Source organism: Paeniglutamicibacter sp. NPDC091659, assembly GCF_044756805.1.
Taxonomy (GTDB): Bacteria; Actinomycetota; Actinomycetes; order Actinomycetales; family Micrococcaceae; genus Paeniglutamicibacter.
This window is the reverse complement of sequence record NZ_JBIVTO010000017.1, coordinates 16,139-35,284: the sequence shown is the minus strand read 5'-3', so window position 1 is coordinate 35,284 and position 19,146 is coordinate 16,139. Positions and strand designations below refer to the sequence as shown.

Genomic DNA, 19,146 nt, shown 5'->3' with positions numbered 1-19,146 from the left:
GCGCCACATCCTGATTCAGCGTATGGAGCACCCATGGGGGTGGCAATTGGTTGGCAAAAGTTTCACTGGACCTGCCGCGATCCGTGTGATGGCGCGGAAAAACACCCCCGCACGACAATGGTCCGCGGGGGTGTTGCCGACCCCGGCCTCACGAGGTGAGTGCGGGATCAAACGAGCTCTGGGAGTAGAGGTCCTTGACGATGCGCAGTGACTTTTCGGCCTCGAAGGCGTCGATCCAGAACGGCTCCGGGCCGTCGAGGTTGGCGTAGAAGTCGGCGATGAGCAGGCCGTGTGAGGCGCCCCAGTAGTCGCGTCCGCCGGAGTCCCCGGCAGCCTCGCGGATGACCTCGACCCGTCCGTCAGCGTGGGTGATCGTCAGGTCCCCGCGCAGCGACAGGCTGGCCGTTTCGGTGACCACGTCAAGGGTGACCGGCGCGTTTTCGGCATTGGCCAGGGTCGCATAGAAAACACTGGCCGCGCCGCCGGCATGGGTGGCGGCGAACTCGGCGGTGTCCTCGACCTCGATCGCCCCACCCAGGGAGCGGTTCGAGACGCTGCCGCTGACCGATTCCACCTCGCCGACCAGCCATTGCAGCAGGTCAACGGTGTGGATGGCCTGGTTCATCATCAACCCGCCACCACCCTCGGCCCAGGTTCCGCGCCACGGACGGTCACGGTAGTATTCCGCCGTTCGGTGCCACATCACCGTTGCCGATGCGCCGCGAACCGCACCCAGCGTGCCGCCGTCCAGCAGGGAGCGCAGGGCTCGGGAGGTCGCGTTGTAGCGGTTCTGGAAGCAGACCCCGAGCTTGGCGTCGCTGCGCCGGGCCGCCTCGACCAGCTTGCGCCCCTCCTCAAGGGTGTGCGCCAGCGGCTTTTCGACGATGACGTTGATGCCCCGCTCGAGCGCTTCGATGGCCATGGCCGCATGCTGGTCGTGCGGGGTGCAGATGTGGACCACGTTGGGCCGCTGCACCTCCAGCAGTTCCCGGTAGTCGGCGTATCCCGGAACCCCGTGCGCATCCGCCGCGGCCCGCAGCCGTCCGTCGTCGGTGTCGCTGACGCCCACCAGCTCGACGTCGAGTCCCTTCAACGCGCCGAAGTGGACGCTGGACACGTCTCCGCATCCGATGACTGCGGCTCTTTTCATGGCTGGATCCTCCGGGTAGGTGCAAGTGGCGTGGGGTGGGTGTGTTACCGGCCTACGGGAACGAAGCTGACGCCGTTTTTGGCGGCCAGGGTCGCAAAGGCACGTGCCGCTTCCCCGAAGGCCACGGGCCCGGAGAATCCACCCAGGTGGTGGGCCTCGGCAAGGTGCGGCTCGAGGGACGCGAATCCGGTGTAGCCGTCGGCGACCAACGCGGCGATGGTCTCGTCGAGCTCGCCGTCCCCCTGGCCGGAGGGAACCACGGTGCCGGTGGCCGCGACGGCGTCCTTGACCTGGAAGTACTCGAGGTACGGGCGCAGCATGGCGTAACCGTCGGTGAACGGCTTGTTGCCCACCTGGACGAAGTTGGCGTTGTCCCAGGCCACGCGCAGCGCCGGGGAATCCACGCCCTGCACGATGTCCAGCACGCGTTCGGGGGTGTCCCCGTAGATGTCCTTTTCGTTTTCGTGCACCAGGATCACTCCGGCTGCCTGCGCTTCGGCGGCCAGGGCGGCCATGCGTTCGATGACGGCGTCGCGGATGTCGTCCTGGCTCTGGTCCTCGCCGCGGTAGAAGGAGAAGACGCGGATATAGGGGGCATCCAGGGCCTTGGCGACCTTGATGATCCGGCGCAGGCGCCCGACCTCGTGCTCGACGGGAAGGGACACGTCGACCTTGCCGATGGGCGAGGCCACGGCCGAGACCTTCATGCCCTTTTCCTTGAGGATCGCGGCCAGCTTGGCCGTCGTCTCGTCGTCGAAGTCGGCGACGTTGACGCCCCAGGCCGAACGGATCTCGATGTGGTGGGCCCCGAGGGCGAGCAACACGGTGGCCTGGACCGAGGGATCGGGGTCGATTTCATCGCCGAACCCGGACAACACCCAGGTTGCTGCGGGGGTTGTGGATTCCGGGGAAAGCTCGGTGGTTGTTGCGGTCATGTCCTGATTGCCTTTCGTGGAAGTTCACGGGGAAAGTGTTCGGTGATGCCAGCGACCCCGCACCCCTGGGTTCGGGGTGCGAGGTCGGGCAAGGGCTCAGGCCGCGGGCAGTCCCGCCAGCCATGCGGAGGCCTGCACGGTGAGGTTCTCCGGGTTCGCGGCGATGTCCAGCACCACGGCCGCCTCGTCGGAACCCAGCGGTTCAAGCGTGGCCAGCTGCGATTCGAGCAGGCCCACCGGCATGAAATGGCCCGGGCGGGCACCCATGCGTTCGGCCAGCAGCTCGGGAGTCCCCTGCAGGTGGACGAAAACCGTTCCGGGCGCTTCGGCGCGGATCAGGTCCCGGTAGCTGCGCTTGAGCGCCGAGCAGGCAATGATCAGTGATCCCTGGCCGTGGGAACCAAGCCGTTGGCCGATTTCACGCAGCCACGGTTCACGGTCCTGGTCGTTCAGGGGGTGGCCCGCCGCCATCTTGTCAATGTTGGCCTGCGGGTGCAGGGAATCCCCGTCAAGGAACACCGCTCCCTCCGCCGCGGCCAGCAGTTCGCCGACCGTGGACTTCCCGCATCCGGAGACGCCCATGACGACGATCTTGTCCGGGATCCGCGCCTCGATCTTCACGGTGGAGTGCCCTGCCGGTTCAATGGTCGGCGCGCTCACCAGTCGTGGACCGTTCCGTCAATCAGGCGATTGTAGGGCAGGTAGGCCTGCTGGTACGGGTGGGACAGCGCTGCTTCCTCGTTGAACTCGACGCCCAGGCCGGGCTTGTCGCCCGGGTGCAGGTAGCCGTCCTTGAACGTCATCGACTGCTCGAAGACCGTGTTGGTGGCGTCGGAGTGCTGCATGTATTCCTGGATGCCGAAGTTGTGGATGGACAGGCCCACGTGCAGCTGGGCGGCGAAGCCCACCGGGGAAATGTCGGTGGGACCGTGGAAGCCGGACTTCACCTGGTACTGCGCGGCGTAGTCCATGACCTTTTTCAGCGGGGAGATGCCGCCGAAGTGGGTGGACGCGGCGCGCACGTAGTCGATGAGCTGTTCCTTGATCAGCGACTGGAAGTCGTAGACCGTGTTGAAGACCTCGCCGATGGCGATCGGGGTGGTGGTGTGCTGGCGGACCAGGCGCAGGGCCTCCTGGTTTTCGCCGGGGGTGCAGTCCTCGAGCCAGTACAGGTCGTAGGGTTCCAGCGACTTGCCCAGCTTGGCGGCCTGGATCGGGGTCATGCGGTGGTGGCCGTCGTGCAGCAGCGGGATTTCGGGGCCGAATTCGTTGCGCACCGCCTCGAAGACGGTGGGCAGGTGGCGCAGGTAGGCGCGGGTGTCCCAGTCTTCTTCCTGCGGGAAGGCGCCGCGGCCGGCCGGCTCGTAGTCGTAGCGTTCGCCCGAGGCCTGGGTCTGGGCGGCGACGCCGTAGACGGCCTTGATGCCCGGGACGGCGGTCTGCACGCGGATGGACTTGTAGCCGAGTTCCAGGTGTTCGCGGATCGAGTCGAAGAGCTGCTCGGTGTCGGTGCCCGAGGCGTGGCCGTAGGCGCGCAGGCCGTTGCGCGAGGCGCCGCCCAGCAGCTGGTAGACCGGCATGTTCGCGGCTTTGCCCTTGATGTCCCACAGGGCCATGTCCACCGCGGCGATGGCGGCCATGGTGATCGGGCCGCGGCGCCAGTACGAGGAGCGGTAGAGGAACTGCCAGGTGTCCTCGATGCGGTGTGCGTCCTTGCCGATCAGCAGCTGGGCGACGTGGTCCTTGAGGTAGGAGGCCACCGCGAGTTCGCGGCCGTTCACGGTGGCGTCGCCGATGCCGACGAGCCCGGATTCGGTGGTGACCTTCAGGGTGACGAAGTTGCGTGACGGGCTGGTGACAAATACTTCTGCCTTGACGATTTTCATGGCTGCCTTTCAGATGAAGCGGTACGGCTGCGTATCGACGAGCCGGAGAAGGGAAGATTTTTAGGCGGTGAATTGCCCACGCAGGGCATGGACTGTGGCGACCAGGGACGTATCGTCCCCGACCCCGGTCTCAAGAACGTCCAACAGCGCCGAGGTCTGCTGCGGGGAGCCGGGACTGATCGCTGGATCCGCCAGGATCTTTTCCAGGGCATCGGCGTTCGCGTCGGCGACCGGGGCTCCTGCGGAGTGCTGCGCTGCCAGCTGGTCGCACCACGCGGCCACCAGCCGCAAGGCCGCATGGCCGTCGCGTCCGGCAGCAGATTCGGCACGGAACACCGGCAGGGCGCGTGCAGCAAGCTTGATGGAACCGTCCGTGGCGATCTGCGCCAGGAAGTGGGCGATGCGCGGGTTTTCGAAGCGTTCGCGCAGGGCACCGCGGTACTCGGGGACCTTGAGCTCGGGCTCGCCCAGGTGTGCCGAGGCGGCGTCCCAGAATTCCTCGACCCAACCGGAGACTGCCTGGTCGGCCAGGGCCTCGGCAACGGTGCTGTGCCCGCGCAGCTGTCCGGCGAAGGACATCAGCGTGTGGGCGCCGTTGAGCAGCCAGAGCTTGCGTCGTTCGAAGGCCTCGAGGTTGTCGACGAATTGGGCCCCGGTCTTTTCCCATGCCGGACGCCCGGCCGGGAAGTCACCCGAAAGGACCCAGGAGGAGAAGGGCTCGGTGACCACCGGGGAGACGTCGCGGAATCCGGTTTCGGCGGCGACGGTGTTGCGGTCGGCCTGCGTGGTCCGCGGGGTGATCCTGTCGATGGAGGTGTCGACAAAGGAAATGTTTGTTTCGATCCAGCGCGCAAGCATCACGTCGACCGCCTCGGCAAAGCCAAGGATGCCGGCGCGGGTCACCGCACCGTTCCCGGGAAGGTTGTCGCAGGAGACGATGGCCAGCGGCCATCCGTCCGCTGAGCGCCGCGCCGCCAGGCCGACCACGAGGCGAGCCGCGGTGGTCGACAGGGCCAGGTTCTGGATTTCGGCAAGGTTCTTCGCAAAGACCCCGGCGTCGTAGCCCGCCCGCAGGATCGCCAGGTCGGCGGACACCTGTTCGTCGGCGAGGTTCAGCGTCGGTTCGGCGCTGCCCGGGGCCATCTTGTAGCCGGCCTCGGTGATGGTCAGCGTGACGATCGCCGTTGACGGGCTGGCCAGAGCGGCGATCAGTGCCGCGGTGTCGGCGCCGTCGTGGGCCTCCACGATGGAGTCGATGACCTCGAAGCTGTCGCCGTCGGCGCCGCGTTCGATAAGGGTGAAGAGCCCGTCCTGGGCCGCGAGTTCGGTGGCGGCTGTGGCGCTGCGCCCGGTGAAGGCGACGATCCCCCAGCCGTCGCCGGCCTTGGCCGTGTACCAGGCCTGGTGGGCGCGGTGGAAGGCGCCCAGCCCGATGTGCACGATCTTGGCCTCGGCGGCGGGTGCGGGGTGGGTGGTGCGGTTCAGTTCCCGGACGGCCACGGTCTCGATACTCACAGCTTGAATGCCCTTCGCGGTGCGCCGTCGACGACGTCCACGATGATTTCGTGGGCGCGTTCCTCGGTGATGCGGTGTTCGGCCACCATGCGGGCCAGGAAGGATGCCTCGATGCGACGCGAGGCGTCGTGCCGGGCGGGGATCGAGCAGAAGGCCCGGGTGTCGTCGATGAAGCCGGAGGAGCGGGAGAAACCGGCGGTTTCGGTCACCGCGGAGCGGAAACGCATCATGGCATCGGGTGCATCGAGGAACCACCAGGGTGCGCCGATGTACACGGACGGGAAGAAGCCGGCCAGCGGGGCGATCTCGCGGGAGAACACGGTTTCGTCGATGGTGAAAGGGATGAAATGGAAGCCCTTGGCGGTGCCGAAGTCCTCGAGCAACGGCTGCAGCCCGGTGGCGAAGTCGACCGAGAAGGGGATATCGTGCCCGGTGTCCGGGCCGAACTTCTTGAGCGTGGAGGTGTGCGTGTTGCGGTGCACGCCCGGGTGCATGGTCATGACCAGGCCGTCCTCGACCGCCATGGCGGCCTGCTGGTACATCATGTGCGCCTCGAATGCGTAGGCCTCGGCCATGCTTGCGGTGCCGGCGATGCCCCTGGCGAAGAGGTTCGCGGCCTCGTCGCGGGAAAGCCTGAGCGTTGCCGCGGAGTGCGAGCCGTGGTCCGAGGACACGGCCCCCTGCTCGACGAAGTAGCGGCGGCGGTTGGCCATGGCGCGCAGGTAGCCGTCGTAGCCGGTGGCCCCGTCGCCGGCAGCCTGGATCAGCGCGTCGGCCTTCTGTGCGAAGCCGGCGCCCCAGAACTTGATGTACGCGTCGGGGCGGAAGGTCGGCAGCACCCGGGAGGTGAAGGTCGGGTCCGCGGCCAGGGCGCGGTGCGCGTCCAGGGTGTCCAGGGGGTCGTCGGTGGTGGCAAGCACCTCGATGTTGAAGGAACCCATCAGGGCGCGCGGGCGGAAGTCCGGCTCGTCGATCCTTGCCTGCAGCGTCTTGAATGTCACCTCCGCGGTTTCCTCGCGGATGTCCAGGTCGTCGAGGCCAAAGACGTCGACGAATTCCTGGCGCAGCCAGTAGCCGGAGGCCGTGCCGTCGAAGAGGTCCCAGTTCTGGCAAAAGGTCTTCCAGGCGTCCAGCGCGGTGACCTCGCTGGTGCCGCCCACCCGGAGTTGCTCCAGGGGAACGCCGTTGGCGTGCAGCAGCCGGGTCACGTAGTGGTCAGGGCTGAGCAGCATGGCCGTCGGGTCGGGGAACGGGGTGTCGTTGGCGATCATCGCCGCGTCGACATGGCCGTGCGGCGAGATGATCGGCAGCGATTCGACGTCCGCATGCAGCTCGCGGGCGATCTGGCGTACGGCTGGATCGGCTGGCAGCAACCGATCCGGATGATTGGCGATGGATGAAGGCATGTTTACATACTGGACAGCGCCCATGCCACCGGCAACAAGTTGCCATGAGTTGCCTCGCCCGCCCACGGCGGGCACCCGGCACCACGGCGCATTTTCTGCTCCCGAATGGTCCCCTTCGGCAGGACTGCAGGGAATGCCCGTCTTGCCGTTGCTCCCGGGCCAGGTAGGGCTGGATTGTGTCGATGACTCTCGATTCAACCGGCAGGAAGGCCGCCCAATTCAACGAGCAGCGTCTGCCTCCACTGGGCCGGGATATCCCGTGGCGGGACCTACCGGAGCATTTCGGGCCTTGGAAGGCCGTGGGGAATCGACGACGCCGCTACGCACCGAGGCACATGGACATGGGACTGCCGACCCAATAAGCAGGCTCTGGTTAAACAACGTGGTGCCGGGCTCAACGAGGTCGTGAGCCCAGCACCAGATTGCAGGTAGTCGGTTTCCTCCCGCGCTACCGCACGGGGGCACCGGGGCCGAGCGGAATACCCAGCGCCCACCATGCGAGGAACAAACCAAGCCACACGACGAACATGATCAACGCACACGGCAACGTGAAGGAGATCAGAGTACCAATGCCCGCCTTCTTGTTCAGCGTCTGGAGATAGCCCACGCAGAGCACGAAGCTGGTGCTCATCGGGGTGATGGAATTGGTGCACGAATCGGCGATTCGGTACAGCGCCATCGTGGTGGCAGGATTCGTCCCGAGCAGCATCATCATCGGGACGATGACCGGTGCCACCAGCGCCCACAGGGCCTGGCCGGAGGTGATCAACAGGTTGAGGACCGCGATGCACACCACCACGATCAGGAACAGGCCCACGCTGTTGATCCCCAGGCCCTGAATGGCATCGGAACCGACCACCGCCACCACGGTGCTGATCTTCGTGAACTTGAACAACGCCAGGAACTGGGACACGGCAAAGAACAGGACGATCAGCGGCGCAATCGAACGAACGCCATCGGCCATGAAGCGGGGGATGTCGGAAGCGGAGTCAAGTTGCCGTGAACCGGCGGCGAAGGCCGTGCCCAGAACCAGAAAGAACAACGACAGGAAGAACGCGATACCGTCCAGGAACGGGGATTCCAGGAACTCCCCGCCCTCGCCGCGCAACGGTGATCCCGCGGGAATGACGGCCGCGGCCAGCAGCGCGAGGAATGCCACCGCCGAGAGTCCGGTGGTTCGCAGTCCACGGCGTTCCTGCTGGTCGGAGAGCAGGGCGCTGGGACCCATGGCGGACATTGCCGCCGTGTCGGCCTGCTGGGTGTCGACCACCAGGGTGTGCTCACGCTTCTTCAGGATCAGCTCGGTGACCAGGGTGACCGTAACCGCCAACACGATGGCGGAGACCGTGGTGAAGTACATGTTGTCCGTGGCGCGAACGGTGACATTCTGATCGATGATGTGGGCGGCTTCGGTGGCTACCTGCGCGAAGACCACATCGCCGGGGGCGATCAGCGGATTGGCATCCCCGGCGGCATTGATCGAGACGAAGGCCACGATCATGCCCAGCATCGGCGAGCGTCCCACGGCCTTGAACGCCACGGCGCCCAGCGGAATCAACACCACGTAGGCGGAGTCGGAGAGGAACTTCGATAGCGCGCCACCCAGTGCCACGGCGAACACCACGGAGCGCGGCGACACATTGCTGAGCGCACGCCGGGCGATGACTTCGAAGAGTCCGGACCTGTCTGCCACCGCGACGCCCAGCATCACGATCAGCACCGTGCCCAGCGGCCCAAAGGTGACGAAGGATTCCTCCGCGCCGGTCAGCAGGGTGCGGATGGCCTCGACACTCAACGCGTTGTTGACCCCGACAGTCTCTCCCGACGCAGGATCCGTGACGTGCACCCCGGCGCTGGATAATATCCAGCTGGCCACGGCGAGCACGCCGAAGAGGATCCAGAACAGCCAGAACGGATGCGGCAGTGCGTTTCCTGCCCGTTCCACTCCGGCAAGCAGACGGAGCCCTAGCGACTCACTGCGTCCTCCGATTTTGGTGATGGTCATGGATCCTCCAGTAGTGCGGTAGCCCTGAGCCATGGGGTACTCAGTGGCGTGGGAATCGATAACCCCACCGGTGATTTGTATTACATGCACTGCATTGCCGGGCGATGATTAGCCAATTTCCGACAATCGTTCCTGAAGTTGCGGTGAGGATTTGGCAACCATCCTCCGGGGCACCTAAGGCCAACGTGATCAGGGCGCGGCAATGGCCCGGCCGGTTTGCCGCCTTTCGGAAGCATTCGGTTGGCGGGCAGAGGTCATCGGGTCAGGGTGGCCAGCAGGTCCGGGCCCATCCTGAGCACCGTGGCGGTGTCGATGCGGTGGTAGACCAGCTTTCCGTGGCGGTCCGAGACCACCAGACCCGCTTCGCGCAGCACCCGCAGGGATCGGGAGATCTGTGCCGCGGGCTGGCCGAGCCTGGCCGCAAGTTCGGAGGTCGTCATGGGCTCAGCCGAGATGTGCCGGAACAGCTCCAACCGGGAGTCGGCACTGAGCGCGCTGAGCCTGTCACGCATCTGCTTGATCTGCAGGAGTTCCTCCTGCCGGGTCTGCGCCGAAAAATGGACGATGACCGGGTACCCGGCATTGTCCTTGACCGTGAGGTGGTTGCCGATCCAACGAGAGGGGATCAGCAGCAGCTCGCGCTGGTCCATCTTTACCCGGCGTTGCTGGAGTTTGTCGAAACGGACCTCAGAGGTTCCAAGGAACGCCTTGGCCGTGACGCTGAGCGAGGCAATCGTCGCGATGGGGTCGGCACGGTTCAGCTTGCCTGCGAGCTGGGCTGCGGCGCGGCCGATGGTGAGGGCGAGATCCTCCCATTCCTTCCTGAAGAACGAACTCCAGCAATCCGAGCAAAATCCGATGATCCTTCGCCTGAACTCCTCCGGATCCTCGAGCAGTTGTTCGGCCAGCTCGAAGCGGCCCAAGGATCGCGACCGGCACGTGTCCAGGAACTCCCGACGGATTTTTTCATCATGCAGCAGTTCCGAGGCTGCCGGGAGGTCCTTGCTGTAGCCGCGGATGGCTTCGGCCGCCATGGAGACGAACACCTCGAGCGGCAGGGCTGCCACGCCAGCGAGTTCACGGTCAAAGGTCTGGTTTGATTCGGTGCCCACCGGGAAGAAGAAGCGTGCGCGGAACCGCGCCCACAGGGGCGAGAGGGCGTTGAACTCCGCGATCATCCGGTCATCCAGATTCCGCGCGATGGCCTGAACTTCTGCGGACGATTCGAAATGATGGTCCGGCTCGGCCCATACGTGGAGTACCGCCATCAGCTCGGCCAGTGGGGAAACCGATACCCGCAGGTTGTTGGTGTCGAATCCGGCAAATTGAAGTGCAATGGCCATGAGTCCTCCTCTGCCATGCCGAATGTGTTGCGAACAATTGGCTCAATTCCGCCAATTGTCGCACGGGGCGCCAGTTCACTGGCTAACTTCTCATGGTGGAAGACTCCGCCGGCGCAACTGAGAGTAACACCGGGAATTGAAAAACTGAGGAATGAGGTCGCAGTTGACTAGTTACATCGATGAGAGATCCTTGCTGTCTGAGGACGCGGGCCATCCGCAGGAAATCATGGTTGAGATGAGTGATGGATTCAGGCTTGCCACCGACGTATACCTGGGCGACGCTCGCGAACAGCCCCGGCCCGTATTGTTGGAGCGCACACCCTATGGGAAGCGTTTACGCCGGGATTCAGACCAGTCAATACATGACCAACCGATACCGCTGCCGTCCGAGATCGCCGATTTTTTCGTCCGACGAGGCTATGTCGTGATCCGTCAGGACTGCCGCGGCCGAGGTAACTCGGAGGGCGAATTCGTCAAATACCTCAACGAGGGACAGGACGGGGCAGACACGATCGCCTGGATCAAAGCCCAGCCCTGGTGTGATGGGCGTGTGCTGATGAATGGGGTTTCCTATTCGGCCCATGTGCAAACGGCTGCGGCGGCCTTGGCCCCCTCCGGCTTGGCCGCCATGTTCATGGACTCGGGCGGATTCTCCTCGGCCTATGAGGTGGGCATGCGCATGGGCGGAGCCTTCGAACTCAAGCAGGCAACCTGGGCTTTTCGCCATGCGGTGCGAAGTCCGGCAGCGGCAGGCGATCCCGTTATCGCTTCCGGGCTGGACGCGCTGAACGTGGCGGACTGGTTCCACCAGACGCCGTGGCGGCGGGGCAGCTCACCTTTGAGCCTGGCCCCCGATTATGAAGGCTACCTGCTGGAGCAGTGGGCCCATGAGAACTTCGACGACTACTGGGCACAGCCCGCGATCTATGCCCGCGGTTCCTACGACAAGTTTCCCGATGTGCCAAGCTTCCACATCTCCAGCTGGTACGACCCCTATATTGCCTCGGCCATCGAGAATTTTCAGCAGCTCGGAGATCGCAAGTCCAGTCCGTCTTACCTGCTGTTGGGCCCCTGGACCCATGGGAAACGCTGCCAGAGCTACGCAGGGGACGTCGACTTCGGCACGGCGGCATATTTTGACGGCAATCTTGCTCCGTCTTATCTGGACTTTAGGGCTGATTGGATGGACGAGGCCCTGGGACGGAACACGGGTGCCGTGCAACGGGCCGCTGTCACCTATTTCCTGATGGGTGGCGGCAGCGGCAAGGCCACGGCCCAGGGCCGACTGGATCATGGCGGCCGCTGGGAACACGCGGCCTCGTGGCCTCCGGAAAACGCGCAAAAAGTCACCCTGTACTGCTCGCCAGAAGGAACTCTGCTTCCCGAACCGGTCGCACAGGACACCTCTATCACCTACGCCTTTGACCCGAACAACCCGGTTCCCACCATCGGTGGCCAGGTCACCAGCGGCGAACCGGTCATGCGCGGCGGGGCCTACGACCAGGTGCCCAGCGACGAAATCTTCGGAGCCAGCCAGCCGCACCTACCACTCAGTGCCCGGCCCGACGTTCTGGTATTCCGCACGCAGCCCCTGCAGGAGCAAGTGAGCATCGCAGGTGAAGTGACCGCGGAGATCTTCCTCTCTTCCTCGGCCAAGGACACCGACCTGACCATCAAGCTGATCGACGAGTACCCGCCGAGCCATGACTTCCCTCAAGGTTTTGCCATGAATCTCACCGAAGGAATCCGGCGGGTGCGTTATCGCAATTCCTTCACCGCACCTGAATCAATGGAGCCCCACCGGGTATACCGCGTCACGGTCGCAGCACCTGCGACCGCAAATCTCTTTGCCGCAGGCCATCGGATCCGCCTTGATGTTTCATCGAGCAACTTTCCGCGCTTTGACGTGAACTCAAATACCGGCGGGACGATTGCCACCGACAGGATCAAGATCGTGGCCGAAAATACCGTTCACATGTCGAGTGACCATCCGACATCGCTCTCCCTGCACGTTGTGTCCAGCTAGGGACATGAAGTGTCGGGCCGTGAGGCTCGGCGGCGCCGGAACCCCCGCTTCATAAGCGTGTGCCGCCATGGAAGCGAATCGTGGGTCGCCGGGCCCGCGCCCGTTCCCGGGAATCCCGGGCGGCTTGCTCTCGTTGACCTACCGCTCGGCGGTGGTCGTGCAGGCGGTTGCCATCCGGAGCGCTGCGATTGCCGCATGAGGAGACACGCCCTAGGCCCGGGGGCGGCCCGTCGATCCCCGCACCGCGAGCCGGGTCGGCAGCACCACGGGGCGGTCGGGCACCGCTGCGGTGCCCTTGGCAATGGCCAGCAGGTTGCGCACGGCCGTGGCACCCAGTGCGTGCAGGGGTGCCGCCACGCTGGTGAGTCCCGGAACCACCAGTCGGGCGTCGCTTGAATTGTCGAAGCCCACGACGCTGATGTCCCCGGGGACGTCGAATCCGCTCGCCTGGGCATGGCGCATGAAGCCGATCGCCAGCTGGTCGTTGTAGGCGAGCACCGCCGTCGACCGCGTCGCCAGCACCTGGTCGGCGATCGCGACGCCGCCGGCCATGTTGGGAACGCCCGGTTCGAAGAGCGTCACCTTCACGCCGAGTTCGGCTCCGATTTCCTTCAGCGAGCGCCAGCGCATGCCGTGCGCCCAGGATGCCTCGGGGCCCGCCAGGTAGGCGATGTCCCGGTGCCCCAGTTCGCACAGGTGCTCCACCGCGCGGCGGACCCCGCGCAGGTTGTCCGTCACCACGCTTGCCACGCCGTTAACGCCGCGGTTCATCACGAGCGTCGGTTTTTGCTTGGCCATGGAACGGATCGCCGCGTCGGACATGCGCGAGCTGCTCAGCACGATCCCGTCAACGATGTCCATAGCCCGTTCGATGGCCTCGCGCTCGATGATTCCCGATTCCCGCGAGTGGGCGAGCAACATGGTGTAGTCGTTCTTGGCCGCTTCTTCCTCGGCGCCGCGAATCATCTCGAAGTACACGGGGTTGGAGATGTCGGCAACCACCAGGGCGATGATTCCATGACGCTTCCGGCCCTCCTCGAGCGGGCGGCGCATTTCAACGGAGCGGTAGCCCAGCTCCTTGGCGACCAGGCGGATCCTCTCCGCGGTGGCGAAGCTGACCCGGCCTGGACGCGCGAAGGACCTCGACACGGTCGATGCCGAGACGCCCGCAACACGGGCTACATCGTAGATAGTGACGGACTGCTTTGCATCCTCGGTTGATCCCATCTTTCCAGTGTCGGACCCCGCGCCGTGTTTTGCGAAGTCCGTGGCAACTCTTGGCAACAAATGCCATCCAGCCCGGAATTGTGCATCCCGCGGCTGGGTCCGCCGCCGGGCTGCCGACGTGCCCTGGCACTTGCCGCTAGGGCTGCGGGTGCTCGGGGTGCAGTGGCGAATGAGGTGCACTCATCTGGTGCAGCAACCGGTGCACCCCCGGGTGGGTGAGGGTCCAGCGGCGGTAGCGGCCGTCCGCCCGCACCACCACGACCCCGGCCTTGTGCAGGACGGCCAGTGCCTGGGTCACGGTGTTCGCGCCCAGGGAGGTTGCCGCGGCCAGCTGGATCACCGAGGAATCCGGGGCCGCGTGCATGGCGATCAGGATCTTCATCCGGGTCGCGTCGGCGCACAGGGCAAAGACGTCGATCCACTCGGGCATCGAATCCTCGGACTGGGCGACGGCCTTGGCCCCGATCTTGCTGTGTTCGGACTCGGGCATTCTCCCCACCCCCTCGGTAGTTTCCGGGTTCACCGGCGTGACACGTCACCGGCGTCATGTGTCTGTTCGGACAGATGTACAGTAGGAGCATCTCCCCCGGACCACCGTTCCCAGAAAGGACCAACGACTGCCGTGCGCAATTTTCGATACGCCATCCCGATGGTGGCGCTCGTCCCCATATTACTTGCCTTGACCGCCTGCGCACCGGCGTCACCCACCCCCGCGAACGATGCCGCACCAGCGGATTCCCTGGCCTTGCTCACCGCGGCGCTGCCGGAAACCTTGAACCCCTTGGCGGGTTTCGACAGCAACGGCACGGGCAAGGTCAACGAATCCCTCTTCACGCTGCAGGGCCCCGCGGACAATCTTCCGCGGATCGTACCCCTGCTGGCGGCGGCCGAACCGGAGCTCTCCGCGGACGCAAGCACGTGGAAAGTGAGGCTGCGGGAGAACATTGCGTTCAGCGACGGTTCGTCGTTCGACGCGGACGACGTGGTTGCCAGCTACCGGGCCATCCTGGACCCGGCGAGCGCATCACCGATCTCCGGAACGCTCTCCAACCTGGAGAGCGTCAAGGCCTTGGACGGACACACCGTCGAGTTCCGGCTGCACGAATCGCAGGTCTCCTTCAAGACGGCATTGCTCATCGGCATCGCGCCCTCCGAAGCGATCACGGAGCACCAGCTCGTGGAGGAATCGGCGTTGAACCGCACGCCGATCGGCACCGGGCCCTACGTGGTGGATTCCTTCAATGCCTCGCGCCTGGTACTCACCGCCAACCCGGAATTCCGCGACGGGGAACCTGCAGTCAAGAAGGTCACCTACGAGGCCGCCCCGGACGACAACGCCCGCGCCCAGCGCATGATGGGTGGCGGATTCGACGGCACGGTGCTGCCGCCCCGGCTTGCCGCCACCTTCGGCGCCAACCCCGACTTCGAGCTGGCCATGGCGACCTCCGCGGACTGGCGCGGGCTGTCCCTGCCCGCGGACAACCCGCTGACCAACGACCCCGCGGTGCGACTGGCGCTGAATCTCGGCGTCGACCGGAAGGCCCTGATCGACGGGGTGCTTGCCGGCGCCGGACGGCCCGCACACACCTTCGTCCCCGCCGAGTACGGCGATGCGTACGATCCCGACGCCGTCTTTGCCTACGACCAGGCGCGCGCCGCCGATCTCCTGACGCAGGCCGGCTGGCTGCCGGGGCATGACTCCATGCGCTCCAAGGACGGCCAACCCGCGGCATTCACCCTCATGTACAACCCGGGCGATACGCTGCGCCGGGACCTGTCCCTGGCGTTCTCCGCGCAGATGCAGCAGCTCGGCATCGACGTGGGCGTCGAGGCCGCAACCTTCGACCAGGCCGAACCGCGGATCGGTACCGATGCCCTCATGCTCGGCGGCGGGGACACCCCGTACGACGTGGACACCCAGCTCTACAAGATGCTGCATTCCTCCTACCCCGCGGCCGGTGCCTACTACGACAACCCCGGCAGGTTCGCGGACCCCGCCATGGACAAGTCGCTGGAGGCCGGCCGCACCTCATCGGATCCGGTGAAGCGCGCCGCCGCCTACCGCGCGGTGCAGCGCCTCTACGTCGCCGAACCGTCCATGGTGCTGCTGGCGTTCATCGACCACAGCTACGTGCAGCGGACCTCCACAAGCCAGGCGTGGCAGGGCACCGGGACGCTGCTTGAACCGCATGACCACGGCACCGCGTGGGGTCCCTGGGTGAAGGTCGGGCAGTGGGTTCCGCGCCCATGAGTCGATCCGGCACCGCTTCCGGAGCCCGGGGTGCAACGGCGACCCTTTCGGCGCGGCGGTCGCGCATCCCGGAGGCCTGGGCACTGGTTTGGCGCCGCACGCTCGTGGCGGTGCCAGCCACGGCGGCCGTCACCGCGGCCGTGTTCTGGCTGGCCTCGATCGCGCCGTTCAACCCGCTGGCTTCCTACCTCGGTTCCCGCTACGAGCAGGCCACGCCCGCCGAAAGGGCCGCGCTGGCCCACGAGCTGGGCCTCAACGATTCCTGGCACGCGGTGTGGGCACGCTGGTTTGCCGATGCCCTGGGCGGGGATTGGGGCACCTCGCGGCTGTATGGCCAACCCGTGTCTGAGGTGATCGCCGAACGCCTTCCCTTCACCGCCCTTCTGGCGGGCCTCGGCCTGTTCACCGCAGTGGTCCTCTCCATGGTGCTGGCCCTGGCCGCCGGACGCCGTCCCGGCGGGATCGTTGACCGGCTGGCCCTGCTGCTGGTCCACATCGCCCAGGCGGTGCCGCCCTTTGTGCTGGGGCTGGTGGCCATCGCCGTCTTCGCCCTCGGCCTCGGGCTGCCGGCCGGCGGCGCCGCGGCAGGCGGCAGCGATCCCACCGTGCGGTCATTGGCCGTGCACCTGATCCTTCCGGTGGGCGTGCTGGCACTGACCCAGTTGCCCTGGCTGGTGCTGAACCTGCGCGCCTCGGTGATCGAGGCCCTGGACTCGGACGCGGTGCTGGCCGCGCGGGGCCGCGGGCTCGGTGAATCCACCATCCTGCGCGCCCACGTGCTGCCCGTGGCGCTGCTTCCCTTCATGACCGTGATCGGGTCCAGGCTGGGCGAGCTGGTCACCGGCTCGCTGCTGGTCGAGGCGGTGTTCTCCTGGCCCGGGTTGGCCTCGGCCACGATTGCCTCGGCGGTGGCCGGCGACTTCCCGCTGCTCGCGGCCGTCACCGCGTTGACCTGTGCGGCGGTCTTTGCCGGGTCGATCCTGGCGGATGCTTCCTACGTGCTGGCGGATCCGCGGGTGCGCGATGTCTAGGCCCAAGGTGCTGCCCCTGGCCTTGCTGGCGCTTGCGGTGCTCTACGCGATCCTGGTTCCGTGGCTGCACCCGCTGGATCCGCGTGCCGTCGACCTTGGCCGGGTGCTGCAGGCGCCCTCAGCCGCCCATCCCTTCGGCACCGACCAATTGGGCCGGGACGTGTGGATCCGTTCGGCCCAGGCGCTGCGACTCTCCCTGCTGCTGGCGCTGCTCGCCTCGGCCTTCTCCACGGTGCTGGGCGTGGGCGTGGGAATGCTGGCCGCATGGCGCGGCGGCTGGGTCGACCGACTGGCCATGCGTCTGGTGGACACCACCAACGCGTTGCCTCACCTGTTGCTTGCGGTGGTCATCGTGGCGCTGTGGCGCGGAGAGTGGTGGGCCATCGTGCTCTCGATCGCCCTGACGCACTGGACCCAGGTGGCCCGCATCGTGCGCTCGCGGTTGGTCAGCGAACGCTGTGCCGACTACGTGGCGCTGGCCAGGGCCTCCGGAGCCGGCACCAGCGCTGTGTGGTTCACGCACCTGCTCCCGGCGGTGGCCCCGCAGGCCGCCATCGCCCTGGTGCTGCAGCTGCCGCATGCGATCTGGCATGAAAGCGCGCTTTCCTTCCTGGGTGTCGGGCTTCCGCCGGAATCCGCGTCGCTGGGACTGCTGCTGGAGGATGCCCGCGGCGGGCTGCTGTCCGGGGCCTGGTGGCTTTTGGCGTTCCCGGCCGGGCTGTTGGTGCTGGTCAGCTGGTCCACCGCCTCCCTGGTCGACGTTGCACGGATCCCGAGGTTCGGCACCTTCCGGTCCTTCCGTGGTTTCCGACCGAAGCCCGGTTCCCCCGTTGTTGCCCGTCCCGGCGCCCCGGCGAAGGGCGGTTCCGCCGCACTGGAGGCCCTCGATCTGGATCTGTGGCTCCCGAACATTGACCATCGGGATTCCAAGGGCCCGGCGCGCACACAAATCCTGCACCGCATCGACTACCGGGCGCAGGACGGGTGCATCAACGTCATCCTGGGCAGGTCCGGGGCCGGCAAGACCATGCTGCTGCGCACGCTGTCCGGACTGCTTCCCGCAGGGGCCGAACACCGCGGAAGCATCCTGGCCGACGGGCGGGAAATGGACGCCAAGGATCTGGCCGCCGCACGCGGAACCACGCTGGCCTACGTTCCGGGTTCGGCGGGGACCGCGTTGAACCCGGTGCGGTCCGTCGCCGCGCAGTTGCGGGAAATCCTCAGGGCGGCCGGCCAGCCGGCGACCGCGGTCCAGATACATGCAGCACTGACCGAGGTGGGCCTGGATCCCGGACTGGCGCAACGCCATGCCCACGAGATCTCCGGTGGCCAGGCCCAACGCGTGGTCCTGGCGCTGGGCCTGGCCACCGGCGCCAACACCCTGCTGATCGACGAGCCCACCTCCGCGCTGGATGCTGCAACCGTACAGGTCATCGAGCGGGTGCTGTGCGCCCGGGCCACGGCGGGTCAAACGATCATCATGGTCACACACGACATCGGGCTCGCTCTGCGCCTTGCCGACCACGTGGCGGTGGTGGAGGCCGGGCGGATCGTCGAGGCCGGCCCGGTGGAGGCCGTGTTCGGCGCACCCACCCACGAATTCACGAGAACGTTGCTGGGGGTCGGCGCATGACACTCGGACTTGAACTTGAAGACATCGCGTTCGTCCACCCGACGGCCAATCCGCGCGGCAGGGCTCCGCGGCGGGTGGCATCGTTGCTGGGCGGGGTTTCGTTGAGCGTGCCGGCTGGGGAATTGGTGGCGCTCAACGCGCCCTCTGGCGCCGGGAAATCGACCCTGCTGCGCATCGCGGCGTTCATGCTTCCCGCGGCGTCGGGAACCGTCGGCATCAACGGCACGGCCTTCGGGCCCGGGGCCAGGGTTCCGGCGGCAACCCGGCGGGACATCGGTGTGGTGCTCCAGTCCCCGCGCGCGGCGGCGGATCCGCGGCTGCGGCTCGAGGCCCTGGTCTGCGCTCCGCTGTCCTTCCGGGACGGGTTCGCCCGTCCGCGGCCCAAGCTCCATGCGGAGCGGCTGGTCGAGCTCGCCGAGCTGGTGCAGCTGGACCCGAGCCTGCTGCGGCGTTTCCCGCATCAGGTTTCCGACGGCCAGCTGCAGCGCGCCATGGTGGCCCGCGCCCTGGCGCTGGATCCCTCGGTGCTCATCTGCGACGAACCCACCGCCCAGCTGGACGCGCACACCACCAGGGCCATCCTTGAGGTGCTGGCCGGGCGGGCCGCCGCGGGGACCGCGGTCCTGTTGGCCTCCCACGACCGCGCCGCCACGGCGAGGTTTGCCACCTCCGAGGTGTCGCTGGGCGACATCAATACAGCGTCCGGCGAATTCGCCTGAGGCCATCGGCGGGAAATCC

General features: G+C 66.5%; 16 protein-coding genes. 6 read left to right on the top strand and 10 right to left on the bottom strand.

The annotated features are described in order from the left end of the window. Nucleotides 1–148: 148 nt before the first annotated feature. The 8 genes from ACIQLF_RS20845 to ACIQLF_RS20810 all read right to left on the bottom strand — a co-directional run bounded on the left by ACIQLF_RS20845 (nt 149) and on the right by ACIQLF_RS20810 (nt 10,240). Nucleotides 149–1,150 (bottom strand): Gfo/Idh/MocA family protein, encoded by a 1,002-nt coding sequence (locus ACIQLF_RS20845; RefSeq protein WP_400302848.1) that lies wholly within the window; start codon nt 1,148–1,150, stop codon nt 149–151. A gap of 44 nt (nt 1,151–1,194) precedes the next feature. Beyond that, entirely contained in the window at nt 1,195–2,085 is an 891-nt protein-coding gene (locus ACIQLF_RS20840) for a sugar phosphate isomerase/epimerase family protein (RefSeq protein WP_400302846.1), read from the bottom strand. A 96-nt stretch (nt 2,086–2,181) separates the two neighbouring features. Beyond that, the gene (locus ACIQLF_RS20835; RefSeq protein ID WP_400302843.1) at nt 2,182–2,745 is read right to left on the bottom strand and encodes a gluconokinase; all 564 of its coding nucleotides are present in this window, start codon (nt 2,743–2,745) and stop codon (nt 2,182–2,184) included. Beyond that, nucleotides 2,742–3,971 carry a D-mannonate dehydratase ManD gene (manD, locus tag ACIQLF_RS20830; RefSeq protein ID WP_400302840.1) on the bottom strand — a complete coding sequence of 410 codons (1,230 nt, stop codon included), beginning with the start codon at nt 3,969–3,971 and terminating at the stop codon, nt 2,742–2,744. Before manD ends, ACIQLF_RS20835 begins: the two co-directional genes overlap by 4 nt. Nucleotides 3,972–4,031: 60 nt before the next feature. After that, nucleotides 4,032–5,486, bottom strand: a complete 1,455-nt coding sequence (locus tag ACIQLF_RS20825; RefSeq protein WP_400302837.1) for a mannitol dehydrogenase family protein — start codon at nt 5,484–5,486, stop codon at nt 4,032–4,034. Continuing rightward, entirely contained in the window at nt 5,483–6,892 is a 1,410-nt protein-coding gene (gene uxaC, locus ACIQLF_RS20820) for a glucuronate isomerase (protein ID WP_400302835.1), read from the bottom strand. The genes ACIQLF_RS20825 and uxaC overlap by 4 nt, the downstream gene beginning before the upstream one ends. A gap of 448 nt (nt 6,893–7,340) precedes the next feature. After that, entirely contained in the window at nt 7,341–8,897 is a 1,557-nt protein-coding gene (locus tag ACIQLF_RS20815; protein WP_400302833.1) for an AbgT family transporter, read from the bottom strand. 254 nt (nt 8,898–9,151) lie between these two features. Continuing rightward, nucleotides 9,152–10,240 (bottom strand): DUF5937 family protein, encoded by a 1,089-nt coding sequence (locus ACIQLF_RS20810; RefSeq protein WP_400302830.1) that lies wholly within the window; start codon nt 10,238–10,240, stop codon nt 9,152–9,154. 163 nt (nt 10,241–10,403) lie between these two features. Between ACIQLF_RS20810 and ACIQLF_RS20805 the strand changes: the two genes are divergently transcribed. Together ACIQLF_RS20805 and ACIQLF_RS20800 are read left to right on the top strand one after the other, a co-directional pair. Next, complete coding sequence (locus ACIQLF_RS20805) at nt 10,404–12,266, top strand: CocE/NonD family hydrolase (protein WP_400302827.1); 1,863 nt, start codon at nt 10,404–10,406, stop codon at nt 12,264–12,266. A 67-nt stretch (nt 12,267–12,333) separates the two neighbouring features. After that, complete coding sequence (locus tag ACIQLF_RS20800) at nt 12,334–12,465, top strand: hypothetical protein (protein WP_400302824.1); 132 nt, start codon at nt 12,334–12,336, stop codon at nt 12,463–12,465. An 11-nt stretch (nt 12,466–12,476) separates the two neighbouring features. Here ACIQLF_RS20800 and ACIQLF_RS20795 read toward each other — a convergent pair whose 3' ends face one another. Then, complete coding sequence (locus ACIQLF_RS20795; protein ID WP_400302821.1) at nt 12,477–13,493, bottom strand: LacI family DNA-binding transcriptional regulator; 1,017 nt, start codon at nt 13,491–13,493, stop codon at nt 12,477–12,479. Between the two features lie 136 nt (nt 13,494–13,629). Then, complete coding sequence (locus tag ACIQLF_RS20790; RefSeq protein WP_400302819.1) at nt 13,630–13,983, bottom strand: ArsR/SmtB family transcription factor; 354 nt, start codon at nt 13,981–13,983, stop codon at nt 13,630–13,632. Nucleotides 13,984–14,115: 132 nt separating this feature from the next. Here ACIQLF_RS20790 and ACIQLF_RS20785 point away from each other — a divergent pair, with 132 nt between their 5' ends. The 4 genes from ACIQLF_RS20785 to ACIQLF_RS20770 are packed head-to-tail and all read left to right on the top strand — an operon-like array spanning nt 14,116 to nt 19,127. Continuing rightward, the gene (locus ACIQLF_RS20785) at nt 14,116–15,744 is read left to right on the top strand and encodes an ABC transporter substrate-binding protein (protein ID WP_400302818.1); all 1,629 of its coding nucleotides are present in this window, start codon (nt 14,116–14,118) and stop codon (nt 15,742–15,744) included. Further along, entirely contained in the window at nt 15,741–16,775 is a 1,035-nt protein-coding gene (locus tag ACIQLF_RS20780; protein WP_400302815.1) for an ABC transporter permease, read from the top strand. Before ACIQLF_RS20785 ends, ACIQLF_RS20780 begins: the two co-directional genes overlap by 4 nt. After that, complete coding sequence (locus ACIQLF_RS20775) at nt 16,768–18,408, top strand: ABC transporter permease subunit (RefSeq protein ID WP_400302812.1); 1,641 nt, start codon at nt 16,768–16,770, stop codon at nt 18,406–18,408. Before ACIQLF_RS20780 ends, ACIQLF_RS20775 begins: the two co-directional genes overlap by 8 nt. Then, nucleotides 18,405–19,127 carry an ABC transporter ATP-binding protein gene (locus ACIQLF_RS20770; protein ID WP_400302809.1) on the top strand — a complete coding sequence of 241 codons (723 nt, stop codon included), beginning with the start codon at nt 18,405–18,407 and terminating at the stop codon, nt 19,125–19,127. Before ACIQLF_RS20775 ends, ACIQLF_RS20770 begins: the two co-directional genes overlap by 4 nt. Nucleotides 19,128–19,146 lie beyond the last annotated feature (19 nt).